Here is a 21,545-nt window from a genome sequence, read left to right on the forward strand (position 1 = left end):
ATAAAATCAAGTATTACTTTTTACAATATTTTTATACCCGACATATGTCGTGTAGAAATATACTACATAAACTACAAGAAATACTAAGCCCGTCATCAATGCTGGTAAAACAATGTCTGTTTGTTGAAATGTGTTAATATAATAATTGACTACATAAATTCCAACTATAGAATGAATTATGGCAAGAAAAACTGGAAGACTAAAGTATACGAAAGTTTGAATGAAAATCGTTTTGTCGATCATTGTTCCGTTTGAACCAATTCTCTTCAAAGATTTATATCGATTTATGCTATCACTGGCTTCTGATAATTGTTGAAGAGCTAATACAGCCATACTTGTTATTAAAAATACAATACCTATATATATCCCAATAAACAGTACGATAGTTTTCAATCCCTTACTTCCTGCATAAACTTCATCCTTTGATTTGCCTGCTATACGATTAATATTTAATTTCGGGCCATTTTCGTCATAAAAGCCCCGTGCAACGTTATCATATTTTTTATTATATGCTTCTCTATTTCCATCTAAATAATTTACATTAAGTACGGAATCAGTAATTTTGTAGCCTGATAAAAACTCATCATTTATAACGATTGTGAAGTAATTAGTTCGCACATCATAAGTGTAAAGATTTTCTTGTATAACTTTAGTGTTTTTTACCGAATATTCTTTTTCTTTAATATTCATCTTATTGCTATTTTTTAATCTTTCATTTGTCGAATTAACAAACCGGCCTTCATTTGATAAAAGTAAAATTTCATTGTTATTTAAAGTAATTTCCTTTTCACCTTTAAGATTTAAAATTTTATTATAATCAGATACTTTAATGAAATCTATACTCATATTATAATCTTTAAGTTCTGGTACAAAGTCCACCACTTCCATCCCTATTCGATATACATTATAAGATGTATATTTTTCGTTATTACTTATTTTAAAGTTAGCTTTCTTTAATACTTCTTCTATAGTGTAACTTTCATCCTTATTCTCCAACGTAATACTGGCATCAAATGGTGTTACTTCTTTCGTTGTTGCGTCCATCATTCTGTTAAAGCTGATTCCTGTAGATAAAGCCACCATTGTAAGGCATAACATTAAACAGATTACAGACATGGATATAAAATTTGTATTAACCTTACTATTTATTTGTTTGATGATAAATATATTTAAACCTTTAAAATAGACTTTTTTATTCTTCTTTACAACATATAATATAAATCCAGATAAACTAAAGAAAAACAGAAATGTACCTAATATGCCAAGAATGATTGATACCACGATCATAGGATTAGTAAAATTCAATCCGATTTTTAGTACAGTCACATATGCATATCCAAGTGATGCTACACAGATAATAAATGTGATTACATAGATAAGAGGATTTCTAAATTTTACATCTTCGTTTTTTCTACCTGCTGTTAACAAATCAATTATTTTGTATTTAGAAACAACATATACATTAAATAACATAACAAGTAAAAACATGATCCCAAAGTATAATGCGCTTTTACCTATAGCACCTGTTGAAATTGCAAATTTATATTTATTGATGGGCAAGTCAAATAGCTTTAATGCAAATGTAGATAACCCCTGCGATACTCCAATACCTATTATAAGTCCACTCACTAAAGATATAACGCCAACTAGAAATGTCTCTGTTACTAATATTCTGGATATGTTTCTTCTTCCCATACCTAAAGTCATGTATATTCCTAATTCTTTTTTACGTTTTTTAATTAAGAAATTATTTGCATACAATATTAAACCACCTAATATTACGGATACAAATACTGAGACATTTGAGATAGCGTTCATTACTGTAGGCACATACTTTCTATCTGAAGCGTTAATTTCCATAAGTGCCTTTTGTGATTCTATTGAGTTAAAGCTATAAAATATACAAACAGCCAGTGTTAGTGTTAAGAAATATATTGCATAATCTTTAAAACTTTTCTTTACATTCCCAATAGCAATCTTAGAGTACATTATTATCGTCACCTCCAAGAAGGGTTATAACTTCGATAATTTTAGTAAAGAATTCTTTTCTAGAATCATTCCCTCTTACCAACTCGATAAATATTTTTCCATCTTTAATGAAAAGAATTCTACGAGCATAACTTGCTGTAAATGCATCATGAGTAACCATAAGAATTGTAGCTTTTAAATCCTTATTAAGACTTTCAAATCTTTCGAGTAATAATCTAGCTGATTTAGAATCTAACGATCCTGTTGGTTCATCTGCAAGTACTAAAGATGGATCTGTTACGATAGCTCTTGCCGAAGCAACCCTTTGTTTTTGTCCGCCTGATATTTGATAAGGGTATTTGCTTAATACTTGTTCAATGTCTAAATATTTTGCAACCGCTTGTATTTTTTCATCAATTTTTGAACTTACCTCACCTTTTATAGTTAACGCTAGGGCAATATTTTCATAAGCAGTAAGGGTATCTAATAAATTAAAGTCCTGAAATACAAACCCTAATTCATTTTGTCTAAACTTATCTAATGAATTTGATTTTAAGCGAGTAATGTCACTATTATTTATCATTATTTTCCCCGTAGTAACATTATCAATCGTTGATATACAGTTAAGTAGTGTAGTTTTGCCACTTCCTGAAGGCCCCATTATCCCAACAAATTCTCCCTCATCTACCTTAAAACTAATATTATCTATAGCCTTTGTTACATTATCTTTATTACCATAGTATTTTTCAATTTTTTCTACACTTAATATATTTCGCATTAATACTTCTCCTTTTTCATTATAAAAATTCTTTAACTCCCCTTCATTTTATATAATTTCATTAATAGTATCGGTGGAATTACATTTCATTAACATTACATTTTTGTTATATTGAGTGATACCTCTACATGTAAGTTATCAGAAATAGTGAGGGTATTCGTAAGGATTATTCGATGCCTTACTAAAGAGACAGAAAAATATAGGGGGATCAACGATAAAACTTATGTAATTAGTGGAAATAAACAAACTAGTTACGGCATAGCAACAGCTCAATTTAAAAAATATGGATTCATAGTCATTTCAGAAGAAGATTTTGAAAACAGAAAAGGGTTTGACCTTTAAGGCCAAATCCTTTTTATTATTTCGCAGCTAGTTTTTCTTTCACTTTTGCAGTAAGCTCGTCCTGCTCACTTCTTCTCAATTAGATTTAATATTAATTACGGTACATGAAATTACCAATAATGAAAATCCCTCAAATAGGAGCACATTACATTTTCTCGTTTTGTGAGATTAGTCTAATGATAAATTGAACTACCCCCACTTTCACTTCGTTTAGAAATGAGGGATTCCTAAGTAAAGAGTTCTATAGAACTCTAATTAATTAGGCTAACCCCGCAGTCCTTGCGGTTACAAGTCTTATTGCTTCATTCTTAAAAATAAAAAAATGTGAAATTTTATATCATTATGTAAGACATTTAATATCAAATATATTACATTCACTATGAAATTAGTTTATTTATAGGATTTCTATAGATAAACAAGGTACTAAATTGACTCTTAAGAAGTCATAACATTATATTTGTCTAAAAATTGAAAAAATATGTGTAGATATATATCATCTTAAATACATATATAATTAATTTTAATTCTCTGACATAATTCCACATCATTCTTAAAACCGTTTTTTGTGCATTATGAAATAAAATATTACACAATGTCAGTCTTTAAAAGATTATATATCAAAACTTTTAGAGAGGAAGAAAAACTATGAAGATGAAAAGAAAAATCATGATGACAACCGCACTTGCAGCAACATTAGCTACAGGTGCACTACCTACCACATCAGTGTTTGCTGCAGAAAAAGAGGCTCCTATCCAACAAAACAAGGCACAAATGAGTATTCAACCATTAGCACAAAATAATTTAGAAACAGCTGTTAATGCTGCCTTAAATGGTCCAGAAGTCAAAAAAATAAAAGTATTTGAGCATGAATTTAACGTAAAGGAAATAGAAGTAGTAAATCTAGGTGCAGGAAAAAAATATGTTAAGGGACAAATTTCTCATCATTTAAGTTTCCGTCCAGATGATCAATTTTATTATGAGTTTACAGTACAAGATGGAAAGGTACTAGATAAACCTGTATTTAATATTGATAGAGGTGGTTGGACACCATTTGCTGCTCCACTTTTATCAATTCTTGCTGCGTATAATGGAATTCCAGTTAATCCAAATGATTTAAATACACTTGGTCAGCAGATTGGTAAAGTTATAGATGGAAGCTGGGAACATGCAGCCCAATCTATCGCAACTGTAGTTAGTCTAAGTTTTAATGAGTAGAATTTTTCAATTTTTATTAGCATAGTAGGGATTCACTTTTCATAATTAGCCTTATTATAAGAGATTCTAAAACAGCTATTAATAAATTTTTAACACTCAGTCACATTATCTTGATTTGTTTACCACCTTATCATTCATTATATGTCACAAAATAGAAGTCTTTTTTAAGGCTTCTGTTTTGTGTGTATACAATACAGTAAAAAACTTATTTTTTACCTTTCTATGCTTCCATTCTTTAAGAATCTATTTGGCTGTTAGATACAATTCATTACAGTAAACTAATAATATTTCAAGTTAGCTCACTACTCTTTTTTCAACTACAAAAATTCATTGCATTAGGAATAATAAACAATAAATATAGTAAAGAACCATCTTATTATAGCTATTGTTTAAAAGTCAGGAGAGATATAATGATTAAAATGAAAATGAAAAATTTCTTTAAAGTTAGCATCCTCACTTGTTTTACACTAGCTAGTTTAAGTACACCATCTACTATTTTAGCTGATAGTCATCCAGGTTATTCCTATGAGCCCAATCTAGGTTATCAAAATCCATCGTGGATGTCGAAAATAGAAGATTCAACAAAATTAAGTGAAATATCTATTCCAGGGACTCACGGTACAATGGCTTTACATGGAGCAAGCTTTCTTGATGAAAATTTGACAAGAAATCAAACTATGAGTCTATCCCAACAATTAAATTCAGGAATCCGATATGTAGATATGCGTGTTAAACGTGTAAAAGATTCTTTTGCAATGTATCATGGCATTGTAAATCAAAAAGCTGTGTTTGAAGATGTATTAAAAGAGACAATTCAATTTTTAAAAGATCATCCAACAGAAACAATATTAATGCGCCTAAAAGAAGAAACTACTCCTGAAAGTGGATCTCAATCATTTGAGGAGATATTTTTAAAATATAAAAACGTTAATGCTTCATATTTTTGGAATCCTAATTCCGTACCAACTTCAGATAGAAATAACCCTGCTTTAGGAGATACCCGCGGTAAAATTGTAATCTTACAAAACTTTACATCCACTCAATTGTACGGTATTGATTACGAAGGTTTAAATATACAAGATAAATTTGAAATTGGAAGCGGACCAGACGAAGTATATGCAAAATGGATTGCGATAAAAACCCATCTACAAAATGCAAATACTAATTTTAATAATGGAAAAATTCATCTCAACCATTTTAGTGGTACGGGAGGCGCAGCAGCATTTTTAAACAATGTATATCCTTGGTTTGTTGCAAGCGGAAAAGAGAGCAGAAATACTGATAGTAGTCCTAAATTGATTCAAACGAATTCCACAAATGCATGGAGTGATTTCCCTCGCGATAGAAACGGACAAGTATACTATGGGGGAATGAATACACTTGGGACCGAACTCTTACAACAAGGCATAATTAAACATTCTGGGATCATCGCAGCTGATTTTCCTGGTCCAGGTTTAATTGATAGTATCATTAAATTAAATGGTATACATTCTAATGAAAAAGAAATATTAATTTCGCAGATATCATCTGATTCTAGTCCTTTATCCGGGCAACAAAATCGATCCAGTCAAAACTTTAAAATTGATAGTTTACCTGTAGGTACCAAAGAATTAAAATGGGTTATTGAGCCTTCAGAAAAAGATTCTCCTTCTACTATCTCTTTCAATGTAATGATTGATGTTTCCCTAGGAATAGATTCTACTCGTTGGAAAAATATTTCACATGGATCTAGGACTGAAGCTTACACAAATACTAAATATTATATTGCAAGTCCAATGGGTGCCACTAACAAATTCACAGTGAAAATATATGCTATTACAAATTAAAAAATAAAGAATCCAAATGGAATTCCTTTTTGATGGAATACCATTCGGATTCTTTTTTGATTTTAATTCGTAAACATTAGGATGATGATTAAATTTATTAATATACCATTTAAACCATTAGATAATTCATGTTTGGAACGACCCTTACTTTTTAAAGAGAAATTCAAAATTGTTAACTACCTTTTCCACCTTATCATTTATTCAAAACTGGCTTCCAAAGCGATAAGGCAAAAATCCAATTTGAGTCACCATTTCCTTGATGATCTTGAACCGCTTCATACACTTTTCCCTCATGTACTACTCTATCGCCTTTAGTATATGCTTTTCTTGCATCCCATTTTTCATATGTGGAATCCTCTGACTTTGTTGTTACAGTCAAAACATCACTTCTACTAGATTCATTTCCAGCTAAATCAACCGCCGTCACTACATATTTATACGATGTATTAGCCTTCAAATCTTTATCCATAAAGGATGTATTAGCCGCTGTCCCAATTTTATTCATAACCCCAGCGCTTTCTCTATATACAATATAATGGTCAACACCTACATTATCTTCAGACGGACTCCACATCAAATCAACAGTTGTCGCTGTTGTACCCATACTATGTAATCCTTTTGGTTGAGTTGGAGCCTCTATATCTGGGATTGCATGTGTTGTCTTAACCTTTAGTTTTTCACTTTCTTTTGATATGTTTCCAGCAGAGTCTAATGCCTTTATTGTATAGGTATATTCCGTATCTGCTTTTAGTTTTTTATCAATAAAAGTTGTACCTGGTACCGTATCAATTACTTCGCCATTACGTAACACTTGATATTCTTTTACACCTATATTATCAGTAGAGGCCTTCCATGTTATTTCAACACTATTGGCAGAAACTTTAGAAGCATTTAATTCAGTTGGTTGACTTGGAGCTACTGTATCGGGAGTTTCATTATTTACTAGATTTACATCAATTACATTATAAAACGCATTTGACGTATCTGCTACATCCCATACAGCTAAAATAACATGATAACCATTGCGATCAGTTGGTACATTAATTGTATGTGTTAAATTATTTGATGCGGCAGAACCATCATGTTTCACAGTTCCAATTGGTTCTAATTCAGCACGTGTTAATGGTTTATTAGGATCCCATCCCTTTTTTGTAATGTAATAATGCCATTTACTTGTAGGATGTGCAGCTGTATATTTCCATGTAAAGGTATTTGCTCCACCCTTAATCGTGTTTTTGAACCAGCGATTTGATGTTTGTTGGTCAAGAATTCCTCCAAACAGTCCTCCTGCCGAAGGGATTTTTCCATCAATCGGTCCCCCATCTGGAAATCCTTTAGGTGCTTCTAGGCTTTGAGGTTCGTACATTATATTTCCACAATTTAAATTCAATGCTCCATAATTCTGACTACATAAAGCAGCACGGCTACTTGGCTTTTCAACAAATCCATGTGCATAAGCACTTTGAGGAATCATAGTAATAGCCGTTACCCCTGCAGCTAAAACACAAGCACCAATTCCTTTTTTACTTTTTCTTAATCTTTCCAATTTAGATGTAAATTTCAAATTCATTCTTGTCCCCCCAATATATTATTGTTATCGCTAATATAATAGCAATATAGAGATAAACGAACAAATTACTAATGAATATACTAATACCTCTCATACATTGGTACGTTTATTATTATTTTTAATCTCATATAAAAATAAAATAAATACAATAAGTCTATTTTGTAACATTATGTTTTTAAAAAAGAATAAAAACTTCGTTTAATTTCACAAAAAATTCAAATATTAAAACAGATAATTAAATCATGTAGGAAAAATAAATTTTTTATATTACAAAAAAGCAAAAAAAGTCTGGAAGAAACCGATTATATCCGTTTCTTCCAGACTTTCACTTCTTTTATAACACTCACAAATCCCTTAACCTTAAACATATACACTTGAGGTTAAAACCCACATAATCAATATAACCTATATGTTGACTAGCTTCTAAATGTTAAAATTCATAAATTAATAGTAACAGAACAATTAAAACAAGCCATTTAGCAAACACATATAATATTCTTACTAATTCAATCTAACGCTTAATTACTTATAAAATGACTTAAGGTATCTAGCTTAACTGTATTTTCTTTATTAATAACCATTGTCAATCCTGCACTTCCTTACTTTAAACAGATCATCAAGAGATTGTTAATGTTTAAGGAGAGAAATTTGAAAACCCATTTTTTATTATCATATTCTAAAAATTTATTATATTATTTTTATCTAATAAGGTACAGAAACAACGGGTAAACTTCAGTGTGCTTGAGAAACGTTCTTAGGGTGAAACGTTTAAAGGGTACTTTAGTACTGAGTTTTTATTAAATGTTCCTGTACCTAATATTTAAATTAACGTATGTCAAAATATTTTACAATACGAGTGTTAAACGTTACATATTTCTATATAAAATGATACATTTCATCAGCACGCCTCCCTAATATTTATGCTAAATATAGAAAATTCAGCTCGTTAGGATTTAATTTTAGAATTCTCATAAAAGCATATGATAGATTAGGCACGTAATTGTCACAAATTAATAGTCTATCTACTTTTTAATTACCTATGAAAACTCTATTACCGCTTTATTATTTACTCCTAAACCAAAGCACATCTATACCTACAATTTCTTAAAACTCTTTTAGATAATATTCCAAAAGAGTCGATAGTTTTATTTTTTTTATTTTTTTATTGTATATTTGTGCATTTGATGTTAGGATTATGCCTATTAAAATTGAATCCTAACGATTCTTCTTTATAATTTCCATATTTTAATTGTTAAATAAAAATATAGATTCTGATATATATATTCAAAATCAGACCGAAAATATCTTTATTTTACAATGATGTCGTAGCATACCTTTAGAATGGAAAGATATATGCAACAACGTGTTAAGGGGTTACAGGAGGAACAAAAATGAGAGACTTTTTTGATGATAAGTACAAAAATATTGAATTAAAAAGGAGGTTAATCAATTTAATAAGTGAAATTAGCGAATTCAAAGGAAAATTAGCTGCTTATCAGGAACAAAACCCTGACATATTTAATAGTTTAGAAAAAACTATACCACTACATTACATAAAAAATTTCACAACTATTTATGAGGATATAAAAGTCCCTAATAAAAGATTAAAAGAACTTATTTTAGATGATATAGTACCTCAAAATATTTCTGAAGATGCTATTTTTTGTTATTATCAAACACTTTCTTTTGTACATAAAAACTCCTGTACTTTATCAATTAATCCAGCAACTATACAGGAATTACATTTTCAACTAATACATTACCTTACCTCTGACAGTGCCAAATGGCGTGAAAAACCTTTTATTATTCCGGGAGTTCCAGAACATGGAATGCACTTGAATAGTTACCGCATTCTTCCGCATGAACTTATCCCACGGTTTATGGAGCAATTATGTGATCAATACAACTCATTAAATACTAGTAAGGGGCTACATTCACTTTTATTAATAGCTCGTTTTATATTAAATTTTTATTGCATAGTCCCTTTCAATCAAGGTAATAACAGGCTGGCATTTATGTTAATGCAATTGCTTTTAATTAAGAGTGGGCATACATTTGTAAAATATGTATGTTTGGATAAATATATTAAGAAAAACGAATCTGATTATTACAATTCGATTTATAAATCTTCGGTGAATTGGTACTGCGAGGAACATAATAATAGCTTTTGGTTAAAAACGTTTTTAACAATTATATTAGAGGCTTACAAAGATCTTCATAACACGGTTCTAGATTCTATATGTAAACATACTAAAGTTGAGAGAATTCAGGATTTTATACTTAAACAAAAACAACCTTTTACTAAGGAAAGTATTCGTAACACTTATCCAGACATTGCAGAAAGTACAATCAGTAAGGCTTTAAATTCCTTGCAAGTGTTTGGCCATATTAAGCTAGTTACAAAAGGAAGAAACGCAACGTGGATTAAGATTTGACCATACTTTCAATACACATGATGTTTAAAAATTCAATTATAACCTTATCATTGAATTTCATTTTAATTTTAAGCTAATATTACTTTTTTAGTTATTTCTAATTCCAACAAAACATATTATAGGAAAAGGTCCGCTTTCCCCCGCCTTTTCCTATAATAAAATGAAATATAAAACATAAAATTATCGTCGAAAAAAGTCGTATTTTAATATTTTTTCTTTATTTTCCGGTTGTAAACGCTTCTATTTCGTGTTACCATCTTAATCAAACAATAGATGGTCATAAAAATGAAAGTATTTCTTTCCCTTAGAAACATATAAGCGTGCGGTAATATCATGAAAATAAGGCCAAAGGAATATTTGATACCTACCAAAATAATTAATAAGAATTTTGTTGCGTTATTTTTCTGATTATTAAGAAAATGCATTTTGTCCCTAAACAAAATTTGTTAGTGCGCAAAATTCAAATACACTAGAACACCCAAATAAATGAAATATCCTTTTTCATTGAGCATTAAGGTATGGAAAAAGAATTCTTCCTACAAAATTCAGCTGATTAACTTAAAGGCATCTAAATTACTACCTTAATCGCCATCTATTGTTAATAACATATTTACCAACTATGAAAAAGAGCCTATCAATGGTTCTTTTTTGTTATAATCATTCAAATTTCAATTCTATCTTGATACTTAGATTCCCCAACAAATCACCTCTACTTTTTTGCTCTCAATTATTAATTTCCGTTCCCAATTTGTTTAAATTTGTGAATAAAATTCCATCTTATAAAAATAATAAATACAACTAATCGTTATATATTAAAGAGGTGTCAATTTTGTCTTTAAATGAAGAGATCTTAGAAACTAAAACAGATAAAAACATTGAAAAGATCCAAACAAGTAACTTAAAAGAACTTAAAAATACATTAGATAATATCTTTGATATTAGTGCAGATTTAATTGAACACCCTTTGCAATTAAAAACAAATACGAATATTCTACTATATTACTTTGAAGGCCTTACTGATGGTGTTGCTTTAAAAGGCAATGTTGTTACACCATTATTACAAGAAGTAAATGAAGACAGTCAAATATTTAATTCTAATATTATCGCTACTCATACCAAAATAGTATATACATGGAATGAAATTAAAGAAGGATTACTTGAAGGTCAATGTGTACTATTTATGGAAGGAGAAAATCGTTCACTTCTAATAAATACAAAAGGCTGGGCAGAGAGAGCAATTCAAGAACCAATTTCAGAAGTTACTATTAAAGGATCGCATGATGGATTTATTGAGAATGCCACAAAAAATATAGGCTTAATTCGTCGATATCTTCCTTCTGCAGAGTTAAAAATCAAAAAGCTGACGATTGGAGAACGAGCAACTTCTGTTGTTTATTTAATTTATTTAGGTGACGTTGCGAATGCAGATGTAGTTCAAGAAATAGAAAACAGAATCTGTAGAATTAAAACGGATGCGGTATTAAGCATTGGTGAACTATCTAATTTTACAAAGGATCAAAATTGGTCTCCTTTTCCACAGGCTTATTTAAGCGAACGCCCAGATGCTATTTCAAACCATATACTTGATGGAAAAGTAGCGGTGTTAATGGATAGATCCCCTGGCGCAATGATTGTTCCAATGAATTTAATTGGATTCTTTCAAACTCCAGATGATTATAATATTCATTGGCTCATTGCATCATTTTTTCGCTTATTACGATTTGCAGGATTTATTATAGCTATTTTTTTACCAGCATTTTATATAGCTATAGTCTCTTTTCACTTTGAAATCATTCCTATAGATTTATACACTTCTATTGCAACGTCAAGAGTCAAAGTCCCTTTCTCTCCCTTATTGGAAGCTTTTATAATGGAAATCACACTAGAAATGCTACGTGAAGCTGGTATTCGCTTACCACAACCAATTGGACAAACCATTGGAATAGTTGGAGGGATTGTAATTGGACAGGCGGCTGTTCAAGCTGGTCTTGTTAGTAACGTTATGGTTATTATCGTATCTATTACAGCCATTGCTTCATTTATTGTTTCTAATTATGATTTATCAAGTTCTATACGCCTTATTCGTTTTCCAATGATGTTATTGGCTTACTTTTATGGCATTGTAGGTATTGTTAGTGGATTAATGCTCTTATTTGCTCATTTTGTTTCACTAACTTCATATGGTTCACCATATGGATTGCCAATTGCGCCATTTCGTCTCCAAGAGTTAAAAGATTCTTTTGTAAGATTTCCTATTTCTATGCTTACCAGTCGTTCGAGTACAGGGCAGCCGAAACAAAGAAAGAAAAAAGAAGGTGGTTAACATGGGGAATCTTAAATTCAAAAATATAACTTTATTCGAATTTATTATTTTCATCCATTCGCTGCAACTTGCATCTGGTATGTTAATTATGCCAAGCCCACTTGCTACTACTGCTGGCACAGATGGTTGGATTTCAATCATTCTTGGATGGATGGTTACTTCTATAATCGGTGTATTTATTATATTAATGTTACAAAAAAATCCCAACAAAAATTTCTCGCAAATCTTAAAAACATACTTTGGTAAATGGCTAGGGACGATTCTTTTTCTTTTATATGCCTGTTATCTATTTTTTGCTGGCTTTAATACTTTACTAAAGGCAACTGATATTGTAAAAGTTTGGATATTCCCTTCCACTCCTGCTTATCAAATCACCATATTATTACTATTACCTTTTATTATTTTAGCTCTGAGTGGGTTAAGGGCTCTTACTAGTTATTCTATGCTTGTTTTCTTCTTCACTACTTGGATGCCACTATTTCTTCTTTTTTCATTAAAGAGTATGTATGCTCCTTTACACCTACTACCTATTTTTAAAGAGGGATTATACCCTATTTTAAAGGGAACAAAAGAAACTATTACTCCTTATGCTGGCTTAGAAATTGCATATTATATATATCCGTTCTTACAAAAAAAACAAAAGGCCATAAGAGGACTACTAATAGCTAATACTGGAACCATGATTTTCTATCTATATGTGACTATTCTTTCTTATATATACTTTAGCCCCGAGGGGATAAAAGACGTAATTTGGCCCGTATTTCATTTGTTACAAGGGGTTCGTTTTTCTTTCATGGAACGATTAGAAATTATTTATATCGCTTACTATTTAATTGTATTCTCCACTACTTTATATCCGTATTTATTTTTCAGTTTTGAATCTATGACCATATCACTTCAAAAAAACGCCCGAAATTGGGCGCTGCTTGCTTTTATGTTATTTATAGTTGGGCTATTTATTTTCCTAAATCCCGATGTGGATCAATATTTGTTTATATATTCTCTTATGGATATCTTAAATGTCATTTTCTTTATTCTTTTACCAATCTTATTTTTCGCTTACAGTATTCTTTTTACTTGGGTTACTAGGAGGAAACAACTTTGATTCGAAAATGGATATGGATTGTAATTTGTTGTGTGTATATAATTGGTTGTAGTCAGAGAGTTCCTCTTGAGAAGGTTTCATTAATCCTTTTAATTGGCTTGGATAGAACCTCTAATGGAGACATAAAAGTTGGAACAAGCATACCACTCTTTCATCATAAGCAGCAAAAAAGTACTATAGAGCATTGGACACAAGCAGCAACTGTATATAATGGATTCAGTAAGATAGATACGAAGTTAACGGGATATCTGACAGCTTCCAAAGCTCAAATCATTTTAATTGGGAAAAAATTAGCGCAAGAAGCAAACTGGTTGCAGGAGCTTGATTCTTCTTACCGTGATCCTTACGCTACCATTAATGCTAAAGTAGTACTTGTAGATGGACCTGCAGAAGAAATTTTTAAAATTCATAAGCCTAGTAAACCATCACTTTCATCTTATATAAATGGTGTAATTGAATCGTCAATTCAAAATAACCAATCAGTCTCTTCTACAATTCAACAATTAATGAGAGAACAAAATGAAGAAGGAATGACGCAAACTGTTCCAATTATCAAAAAAACAAAGGATGAAATCGACACAGTAGGAATTGCATTTTTAAATCGAAAAGGGAAATATTTGACTCATATCCCTAAAAAAGATGTTAAATTTTTCAATCTTATAAATAAGCCAAAAAGTAACGGGCGAATGATACTACACCTTGCACTTCCTCCTAAAAATTCCAACAAAAAAACAAATACTTCTATCTTCGTACAGAACGCGACAAGGAAGGTAGATGTAACTTTTCAAAACGGAAAGTTTGTATTTAATCTCGATATATATGCTAATGTAGCTTTAATAGAAAAAACTAATCCGAATTTAATTAAGGGGTACTATGATAATAAAAAAAATATAAATAATTTAAAAAGTGCTATTCAAAAAGAAATTAATAATAATTTACAAAATATGTTGTATGAAATACAGCAGAATAAAATTGATCCAATCGGATTATCCCTATATGCTAGAGCATTTCAATATAAAGAGTGGAAAAAAGTAAAAGGAGATTGGTCGCAAGCGTTAGCAGAGGCTAAAATAAATGTAAAGACACATGTCAAAATAAAAGATACTGGGACCATTAGAAATTAAACTAGTCTATTCTTCTGCTTAAAAGTATTTCTAAGTGGAAATTCCCTCTTTAATAATTATTATGCAAAAGATGTTAACTCGAAAAACTCTTTCCGTTCTCTTAAAAAGGCAATAATTTAAAGAGCTGAAGAAATTATAACTCTGGTGCAGTAGATATGTCAGATTCCATTCCAATTGCAATTCCATGACATAACGTCAAAGCCGAAATTCCCAAGTTAAGGAATTTCGGCTTTTTGAGTTCACAAGAATATCTTATTTTTAGTTCTATGTACCTAGCTACAATAAATACATATCAACATTTTTGTTTATTATTTTACATTAGATTGATGACTTATACCGAGCAGATAACTTAAATTATAAGTACATTCGACAATAATTGATTATTTTCTGAATTTTCTTGAAAAAGTTGTAAAATCATTCCATTTTTTCTTCTATTTTGCTATGATAGTTACAATTAAATTGGATTAGGATATTTCTATAAGATGGGGGCGTATATTATGAGTGTCTCAGTAAAAGGAAATGAGCAGTTAACCTCTCTATTAAACGACTGGTACCGAGCTATGCTATCTCAACAAGTTATAAAAGCTACTAATCTAAAAAAGAAAATTGATGAAAAAATTAGTCAGTTAATCATTGAACCGAATCAAAAGCATCAAGATCAAAATTTATTACTATATTACTCACTACTCGAATTTCGTTATAAGGTCTTAACAAATAGCCTTGGTATTCAACAAAATAGCTTTGATGCTATTAGCGACTATGATATGCCTGCAGACCATTTCCTACGCTTCTATTATCACTTTTTTAAATCCATTCATTCCACTTTTATATCAAATTATACTGAGGCAGAGGAACATTATAAACTAGCTGAAAAGATATTAGTAGACATACCAGATGAAATTGAACACGCTGAATTCTACTATAGAATTGCTACTTTTTATCACCATACCTATAACATGCTCGCTTCTATCGAATATGCAAGTAAATCAAGGGCAATCTTTTCAAAGTATGAAGGTTATGAAGTAAAAACAGCTTTTTGTAATAGTTTGTTAGGTGGTTGCTGCATCTATTTAAAACAGTACGAACAAGCTGAAGAATATCTCCAATATGCAATTGATTTACTACAAAAAAATAAGGAAGAAGATTCCTTGTTATACGTAAAAAGTACTTTGGGATGGCTGTATTCTGATCAAAGTATTTCAACTTTAGCTATTCGTCACCTTTCAGAAGTAACAGAGAAAATCCCTACACACTTCAAGGCTATCTTCCTACAAGCTAAGGAACATTATAAATTAGGAGAACAATCGACGGCTAGCAAGCTTATTATTAAGGGATTAAAAATCTGCAGAGAAATCCATAATGAAGAATATATGCATCACTTCTTTATTTTAAAAAGATTAAACGAAAACATTCCATTGGAAGAATTAGAAAAAATCATTCAAGAAGGAATCTTATACTTTGAGAAAGAAGAGTTATGGGAATATGTTGTCGAATACGCTGAATTATTTGCCACAAAATGTAGACAATTAGAGAACCATAAAAAGGTAAGTGACTATTTCCATATTTGTTATCAAGCAAGACGAAAATCAATTGAAAAAGGAGTCTTAAAATAATGAAAAAAATCAGCTTATTATTATCTGGTATTGCTTTCATTGGAGTTTTAACGGTGGGAATTTCTCAGTTTTCTAAAACAGATCAACTTGCTACTCATGGACATTATCCTGCTCCTTCATATAGTGATGGTGGTACACCACAACAAATTTAATGTAAATGGCTTATCTGCCTGTTCAATACTTGTAGAGAATACGTATTATACTTAGTTACTATGTTTTAAGATTTTTCATTTCCACTCTGTAACAAGATTCTAGCATTCTCTCCTAGAATCTCAACTTAAATCTTAAATCCACCAATTAACTCTTGAAGTTCTTCCGCCATCTGTGCTAATTGTATTGCTGAAATAGAGTGTGTCGCACCATTGACATTTACTATTGCATTGATTTTGAATCCCAGTCCCACATCATATAAACTTTGTACAATACAGATGCCTTTGGATTAAATACAGAATTTAAATTTAATGAATTGTTGTATAATAAACAATCCACTTTTTTAGACTCATTTAGAAAAACAATCTTACGATTACACTCTAAAATTATTATTATTTACCTAATCCAAGAGAGATGATGCGATGAAGTTTTTCCAGTCGATATTTAGAGGAGTTCGCTTAATCAGTAGGATTGTTAATCCAATACTAAAGGCATTATCTAAAAGGAAATTTTAATATCTAATTTCATAAGAAGGAGTGACTTTCATTTCTTCACGCATCACTCCAAACTGCCTATATAAACGTACACTTTCCAGAACACCTTCTAATTTTTTCTGCGTTGCTACTCTATCGATTTTTGGTAAGAAAGATAATTGTTTAGTCATGTAAGACCACTCCTGTTTATTTTTTATTACTTTTGTCTTAATGCTCCGCTTCTACGTTCATAACAAGGTCTATGCATCCCCATTAAATACTCAATTTCACGAGTGCTTAACTTCTCTTTTCGTTTTTTCTTAGTTTTCTTTTCTGTCTGATTCGATTTCTTTTTCCATTCACGTAATTGATCTCTTAACCCCTTCATTTCCCCATCTCCCTTTTCAAAATAAAAAAGGACACCTATTCCTAAAACAGCTTTCATTGCTGCTTTAATGAATTGGTGTCCTCTAGTTTTCTAGCCGGACTATATTTTATTTTTGTTCACCTTACAAAATTCAATCCTTCAGGATGGATTGTACTGTTAGGTTTCTTATCACGTCGGTACCCAACTATCATAATTGCAACATCACTATTAAATATCTGTGTCATTATATCGACAACCTTTAACAGAAAAACCATTTTCATCAACACTGTCAGGCATTGGCATACCGTTCTCATCTGTACACCATGATTGGCTTTGGAATGCTAAAAAATATGCTACCCATTTATTTTCAGTTGGAAAGTGCAGTAAAAAACCTCCATCATGCCAAGTTCCATTTTCCTTAACCTCTATCTCACTATTTCCTTGCATCATATGTATATTATCTATACCACCTGGAAATGTTGTACCATAGACATATATAATAGCGGAATCGTTTAATTCTTTTGCCTTTTTCATATTTTTATCGATAAATTCATTCAAGTCATTGTTCTCTCCAGGCTTATTAAAACTAACAACTTGCATTTTATGAGGATCAAACAAATTACCCCTAATATAATCTAATGCTATATCAGGATTTATACCCTGATGATAATCAATTTTATGAAAATCCGATTCCATATTAGGAAGTATTGTAATTGATTTGGCGTTAAAATCTTCATCGGCATAGTATAACAAATCTGGACTATTAGCTTCTTTCGAACGAACATTTATTTTAACACTATACTCCTTATTTTGTTCTGTCTTAACTTTCACCTCATAATGTGGATTATGATGATTATTCGCATTTCTATCCGGATGCGTATCCTCTACTTTTCCTATTAGAACGCCATAATTCATTTTTATTCCCTCCATAATTACAATTTACTTTTCTACATTGAATGTAATTTAAAAATATAAATGAGATGTCTATAAGAAGATTTCCTTGTTTTAAAATTTATCTTCATCATGAACATTCTCAAAAAATCCTCCGGTAAATCTATGTTTTCCACCTCGGCGTAATATTTTTTCTAGACCATCCATATCTCCCGAAGAAAATACAGGAATAGGCACTGTATTTATATTCTCCATGTACTCAGGTAATAACGATCTTAACGCGATATCCATTCTTATTTCGCCTGCACGCATTAGAGTATTAATCTCACTGTCATGAAAGCTATCTAAATCCGTACGAAGACCAGCTAACAGACTTTCGACCTCCTTAGAACGGGTTGGTAATTTATAATCAGGTAAAGATGTTTTATCATTATAAAAAGGATTATTATTCTTTTCGAATAAAGATTGAATAGGTTTACTAAGAATAAGTTGCAATCCTGGATATTTTTTGTAATCTAAGGTTTTTAATAATCTTCTCCTTAAAACTACAATTTGACTATTAGATGTATCTAAAATCCGTTTAGTTAATTCAAAATGTGAAGGTACTTCGTCTTCCTTCCAAATTTTCTCAGATGCAGAAGCATCTAAAACAAGGTAAATTTCATCAATACTTGCATCTGGGTCGGGAATAAATTTCATGGGCTCTTTTCTATGTTTTGTATTTAAAGGGGAACTACTGTTTTTGTTCTCACCATCCGATATTAATATTGGCTCAGTCCCGATATTATCAAATACTCCTCCATCAGAAAACCAGAGTGTGTCAAATTTTAACAAAGGATTGCCTTGCATCCTATTTTCTGAATCACTAAAATTTCTTCCCTCTAATGATAGTGATATAGGTGCAAATAAAACTGGAAAAGCAGCTGAGGTCGCAACAGCATAAGAGACTGTAATATCATCAAAATCAAGTGATTTTCCAATAAGTGTTCCATATATTTCTTGATTGGAAAAATAAAACATCCTCATTGTATCTAAACACGTTGTATTACAGTACCATTTTATAGGAGAATTTTCTAATTCCTTCATTTTTACCCCTTCACATAAATATTTATCTAACATTGTCGGAAAGGCTTTGCTGCATTTTTCACGAATGGACTTGAAAGATAATGCTTGTTTTGTAAACGAGTTCGTGAGTAATTTTGTACGAAGGTCTAATTGTCCTAATTTTACCAATGGATTTACTACGCGTTCTTCAAAATCATTTACATCACGGAATGATCCACCTTTATGTAAAGCAAGCATAATAGCAGCGGCAGTAATACTGCCACCTGAAACAGAACTAATACTATTTACACATTGATCTAGCTTGCATTCAACTAAACGTTTATATCCCCCTAATGCATAAAAGGTCGCTCTAAATCCACCTCCAGAAAACGCTAATTTTAGCTCCTTCTTCATCTATGATTCCTCCTTAACTTTTCCACCCATAAAGTTCGAATAAAGATATGCGCGACGTTTAAATATAAAATTTTTATTAGTAATAAAATAATTCATGGAATGTATCACTTACATGTGATACATTCCATTCAATAGATTAAAAATTAGTTTTATTTTTTTCTGATAATCAAACTTCTATCTGTACTCTTTCCCATGATATTTAATAAACCCTACAGGGCGATGAGTAAAGTGTATTACCGCATACCCTGGATTACCTTCGCTTGGAGTTGCAGTAGTTTTATCTAAATACTCACCTTGTAATTCAATTTCTTCTCCCTCTTCTAAATCTGGGATACGATGTGCTATTCCTAAATTATCTCCATAACGAATTGCACAAAATACTATAGTATCGACGGTTAATGATTCTGGTAATCCTTGAGCATCAATAAGTTCTACTTGATCAACTATAATATGTTGATGAGTACCCCCTTGAGGGTTTGTATCATCTTTTTCCACTTTTTTTATGATTCCTTTAACATGTACAATAGGACCATGATGTGATAATGGATGTCGATGATGCTCCATAGGATGGTCAGCTAAAGTGTGACCATAGTGAGGATGTCGTTTTAAATTTTCAATCATAATTCTACCTCCAAATTTTATTATAGATATTGCTCTTTCTTAAACAATCTTTTGTATGTTATATAAAGATTATTCATTTTTTATTTATATTAGTATAAATAGAAATTCAAAGAATACCTTATAAAAAAGGACACCTATTCTTAAAACAGCTTTAATTGCTGCTTTAATGAATTGGTGTCCTCTAGTTTTCTAGCCGGACTGAATTTATTTTATGATACTTGATTGAATGAAAAGATTCATCCATGCTTTATCTAATCTGTCTTTCTCATATTTTTGTATAGCCTTTGCGCGACGAGAAATTGCTTTTTTAATTTCTTCTTCTTTAAATTAGTCAATCCTCTCACTCCTTCGTACGGAACGGTTTACTGTCCATTTTAGGGCGTTTTCATTAATTTAATACCCTATTACATTCAAAAAACTGCTCAAATGGAAATTGTACCTATATAATTTCAAAAGGATTATTTTGTTCGAATTTTCGTAAAACTTTTTTTAAAATTCCTCAATATTAGAAATAGCTATATAATAAAAATGATTAGATGTTAGGAATGCTATAAATGCCTGATATAATTAAAGTCTGTATTGTAATAGTCGTTACCTTATTTTTAATGTTTTCCATAATATCAGAGTTTAAAAACCTCAAAAAGGTGTGTTATGGTTCTCGATTAACGTAATGTTTCTCCTTGTAGCTTTTTTACTAATAAAAGACTATATCGTCAAACATATAACGTAATCACTTTAATAAAACTCAATATTCCTTCAATACTATAGACAACCCATTTTTCAAACCACATTCCATGAACCGAGCAGTTAGCTTTAGCTAGCCGCTTTTTTGTTGATCATTCTTTTAAGAGGAACCATTTATATGCATAATAACTCAAATAAAATCGATACTATACTTAGGTTAGATCTTAAAATCTAAAAACCTTATTCCAAACTTAGACCTAATTGATTGCTCCTCTCCCTTCCCTGAGGCTAAGTAGCTAGCTTTTGCTAGCTGCTTTTTTTATTAAACGGATAAAATTCGATATTCTAACAATACTACTCATAATACAACTTGAGCAGTTAACTTTTGGTAGCTGCTCTTTATTTGTACAAGGTACTCAATTGACTGGCGCACATATAATATCCTGAGTTCCTTTCTTTATAAAATAGTCGTTATAAAATGAGACTCGTCACGAGAGCACTTTACTAAGTGCTCTTTTTATACTCCAACTTAATACAAAATGAAAGTTTGATTAAGCTTATTTTTACTACCGCATAACATGTTTAATTCTGCTTATAATATA

The 21,545-nt window shown here is 30.8% G+C and carries 17 protein-coding genes and 1 pseudogene; 8 read left to right on the forward strand and 10 right to left on the reverse strand.

Annotated features, from left to right (window positions below; genetic code table 11):
* Positions 1-6: 6 nt before the first annotated feature.
* Positions 7-1,989 (reverse strand): FtsX-like permease family protein, encoded by a 1,983-nt coding sequence (locus AC22L0_RS24960; protein ID WP_487272495.1) that lies wholly within the window; start codon positions 1,987-1,989, stop codon positions 7-9.
* Complete coding sequence (locus AC22L0_RS24965; protein ID WP_087965816.1) at positions 1,979-2,746, reverse strand: ABC transporter ATP-binding protein; 768 nt, start codon at positions 2,744-2,746, stop codon at positions 1,979-1,981. Before AC22L0_RS24965 ends, AC22L0_RS24960 begins: the two co-directional genes overlap by 11 nt.
* Positions 2,747-3,733: 987 nt before the next feature.
* Here AC22L0_RS24965 and AC22L0_RS24970 point away from each other — a divergent pair.
* Both AC22L0_RS24970 and AC22L0_RS24975 read left to right on the forward strand, forming a co-directional pair.
* The gene (locus tag AC22L0_RS24970) at positions 3,734-4,303 is read left to right on the forward strand and encodes a methyltransferase (RefSeq protein ID WP_087965812.1); all 570 of its coding nucleotides are present in this window, start codon (positions 3,734-3,736) and stop codon (positions 4,301-4,303) included.
* Positions 4,304-4,713: 410 nt separating this feature from the next.
* Positions 4,714-6,129: a phosphatidylinositol-specific phospholipase C gene (locus AC22L0_RS24975; protein WP_087965810.1), complete on the forward strand. Its 1,416-nt coding sequence runs from the start codon at positions 4,714-4,716 to the stop codon at positions 6,127-6,129.
* A gap of 193 nt (positions 6,130-6,322) precedes the next feature.
* Here AC22L0_RS24975 and AC22L0_RS24980 read toward each other — a convergent pair whose 3' ends face one another.
* Entirely contained in the window at positions 6,323-7,699 is a 1,377-nt protein-coding gene (locus AC22L0_RS24980; RefSeq protein WP_087965808.1) for a lytic polysaccharide monooxygenase, read from the reverse strand.
* A 1,391-nt stretch (positions 7,700-9,090) separates the two neighbouring features.
* On the opposite strand from AC22L0_RS24980, the gene AC22L0_RS24985 reads away from it, so the two are divergent.
* From AC22L0_RS24985 to AC22L0_RS25010, 6 genes are all read left to right on the forward strand, one after another.
* Positions 9,091-10,134: a Fic family protein gene (locus AC22L0_RS24985; protein ID WP_048538655.1), complete on the forward strand. Its 1,044-nt coding sequence runs from the start codon at positions 9,091-9,093 to the stop codon at positions 10,132-10,134.
* A gap of 829 nt (positions 10,135-10,963) precedes the next feature.
* Positions 10,964-12,457 carry a spore germination protein gene (locus AC22L0_RS24990; protein WP_000055695.1) on the forward strand — a complete coding sequence of 498 codons (1,494 nt, stop codon included), beginning with the start codon at positions 10,964-10,966 and terminating at the stop codon, positions 12,455-12,457.
* A gap of 1 nt (position 12,458) precedes the next feature.
* On the forward strand, positions 12,459-13,562 hold the full coding sequence (locus tag AC22L0_RS24995; RefSeq protein WP_048538656.1) for a GerAB/ArcD/ProY family transporter: 1,104 nt from the start codon (positions 12,459-12,461) through the stop codon (positions 13,560-13,562).
* Positions 13,559-14,686, forward strand: coding sequence for a Ger(x)C family spore germination protein (locus AC22L0_RS25000; protein ID WP_487272496.1), 1,128 nt, complete (start codon positions 13,559-13,561; stop codon positions 14,684-14,686). Before AC22L0_RS24995 ends, AC22L0_RS25000 begins: the two co-directional genes overlap by 4 nt.
* Positions 14,687-15,183: 497 nt before the next feature.
* Positions 15,184-16,299, forward strand: a complete 1,116-nt coding sequence (locus AC22L0_RS25005) for a response regulator aspartate phosphatase (protein ID WP_487272497.1) — start codon at positions 15,184-15,186, stop codon at positions 16,297-16,299.
* Positions 16,299-16,451: a hypothetical protein gene (locus tag AC22L0_RS25010; protein ID WP_097998318.1), complete on the forward strand. Its 153-nt coding sequence runs from the start codon at positions 16,299-16,301 to the stop codon at positions 16,449-16,451. Before AC22L0_RS25005 ends, AC22L0_RS25010 begins: the two co-directional genes overlap by 1 nt.
* A 125-nt stretch (positions 16,452-16,576) precedes the next feature.
* On the opposite strand, the gene AC22L0_RS25015 is transcribed toward AC22L0_RS25010, so the two are convergent.
* From AC22L0_RS25015 to AC22L0_RS25045, 7 genes and pseudogenes are all read right to left on the reverse strand, one after another.
* Complete coding sequence (locus AC22L0_RS25015) at positions 16,577-16,702, reverse strand: hypothetical protein (protein WP_257144800.1); 126 nt, start codon at positions 16,700-16,702, stop codon at positions 16,577-16,579.
* Between the two features lie 261 nt (positions 16,703-16,963).
* A pseudogene (locus AC22L0_RS25020) lies at positions 16,964-17,113 on the reverse strand (ArpU family phage packaging/lysis transcriptional regulator); the annotation flags it as partial.
* A gap of 26 nt (positions 17,114-17,139) precedes the next feature.
* The gene (locus AC22L0_RS25025; protein ID WP_109103085.1) at positions 17,140-17,310 is read right to left on the reverse strand and encodes a hypothetical protein; all 171 of its coding nucleotides are present in this window, start codon (positions 17,308-17,310) and stop codon (positions 17,140-17,142) included.
* 207 nt (positions 17,311-17,517) lie between these two features.
* Positions 17,518-18,204, reverse strand: coding sequence for a DUF2278 family protein (locus tag AC22L0_RS25030; RefSeq protein ID WP_487272498.1), 687 nt, complete (start codon positions 18,202-18,204; stop codon positions 17,518-17,520).
* Between the two features lie 90 nt (positions 18,205-18,294).
* Complete coding sequence (locus AC22L0_RS25035; protein ID WP_487272500.1) at positions 18,295-19,638, reverse strand: patatin-like phospholipase family protein; 1,344 nt, start codon at positions 19,636-19,638, stop codon at positions 18,295-18,297.
* A gap of 174 nt (positions 19,639-19,812) precedes the next feature.
* A complete protein-coding gene (locus AC22L0_RS25040; RefSeq protein WP_097998761.1) occupies positions 19,813-20,259 on the reverse strand; it encodes a hypothetical protein in 447 nt (148 codons plus the stop codon).
* A gap of 204 nt (positions 20,260-20,463) precedes the next feature.
* Positions 20,464-20,571, reverse strand: coding sequence for a DUF3983 domain-containing protein (locus tag AC22L0_RS25045; protein ID WP_339326551.1), 108 nt, complete (start codon positions 20,569-20,571; stop codon positions 20,464-20,466).
* Positions 20,572-21,545: the final 974 nt, after the last annotated feature.

Source organism: Bacillus sp. LQ01 (assembly GCF_057624735.1).

Bases quoted from the DNA above. Each gene is read 5' to 3' on its own strand.
- AC22L0_RS24960 (WP_487272495.1), bottom strand. From the start codon at position 1,989: ATGTACTCTAAGATTGCTATTGGGAATGTAAAGAAAAGTTTTAAAGAT.
- AC22L0_RS24965 (WP_087965816.1), bottom strand. From the start codon at position 2,746: ATGCGAAATATATTAAGTGTAGAAAAAATTGAAAAATACTATGGTAAT.
- AC22L0_RS24970 (WP_087965812.1), top strand. From the start codon at position 3,734: ATGAAGATGAAAAGAAAAATCATGATGACAACCGCACTTGCAGCAACA.
- AC22L0_RS24975 (WP_087965810.1), top strand. From the start codon at position 4,714: ATGATTAAAATGAAAATGAAAAATTTCTTTAAAGTTAGCATCCTCACT.
- AC22L0_RS24980 (WP_087965808.1), bottom strand. From the start codon at position 7,699: ATGAATTTGAAATTTACATCTAAATTGGAAAGATTAAGAAAAAGTAAA.
- AC22L0_RS24985 (WP_048538655.1), top strand. From the start codon at position 9,091: ATGAGAGACTTTTTTGATGATAAGTACAAAAATATTGAATTAAAAAGG.
- AC22L0_RS24995 (WP_048538656.1), top strand. From the start codon at position 12,459: ATGGGGAATCTTAAATTCAAAAATATAACTTTATTCGAATTTATTATT.
- AC22L0_RS25005 (WP_487272497.1), top strand. From the start codon at position 15,184: ATGAGTGTCTCAGTAAAAGGAAATGAGCAGTTAACCTCTCTATTAAAC.
- AC22L0_RS25010 (WP_097998318.1), top strand. From the start codon at position 16,299: ATGAAAAAAATCAGCTTATTATTATCTGGTATTGCTTTCATTGGAGTT.
- AC22L0_RS25025 (WP_109103085.1), bottom strand. From the start codon at position 17,310: ATGAAGGGGTTAAGAGATCAATTACGTGAATGGAAAAAGAAATCGAAT.
- AC22L0_RS25030 (WP_487272498.1), bottom strand. From the start codon at position 18,204: ATGAATTATGGCGTTCTAATAGGAAAAGTAGAGGATACGCATCCGGAT.
- AC22L0_RS25035 (WP_487272500.1), bottom strand. From the start codon at position 19,638: ATGAAGAAGGAGCTAAAATTAGCGTTTTCTGGAGGTGGATTTAGAGCG.
- AC22L0_RS25040 (WP_097998761.1), bottom strand. From the start codon at position 20,259: ATGATTGAAAATTTAAAACGACATCCTCACTATGGTCACACTTTAGCT.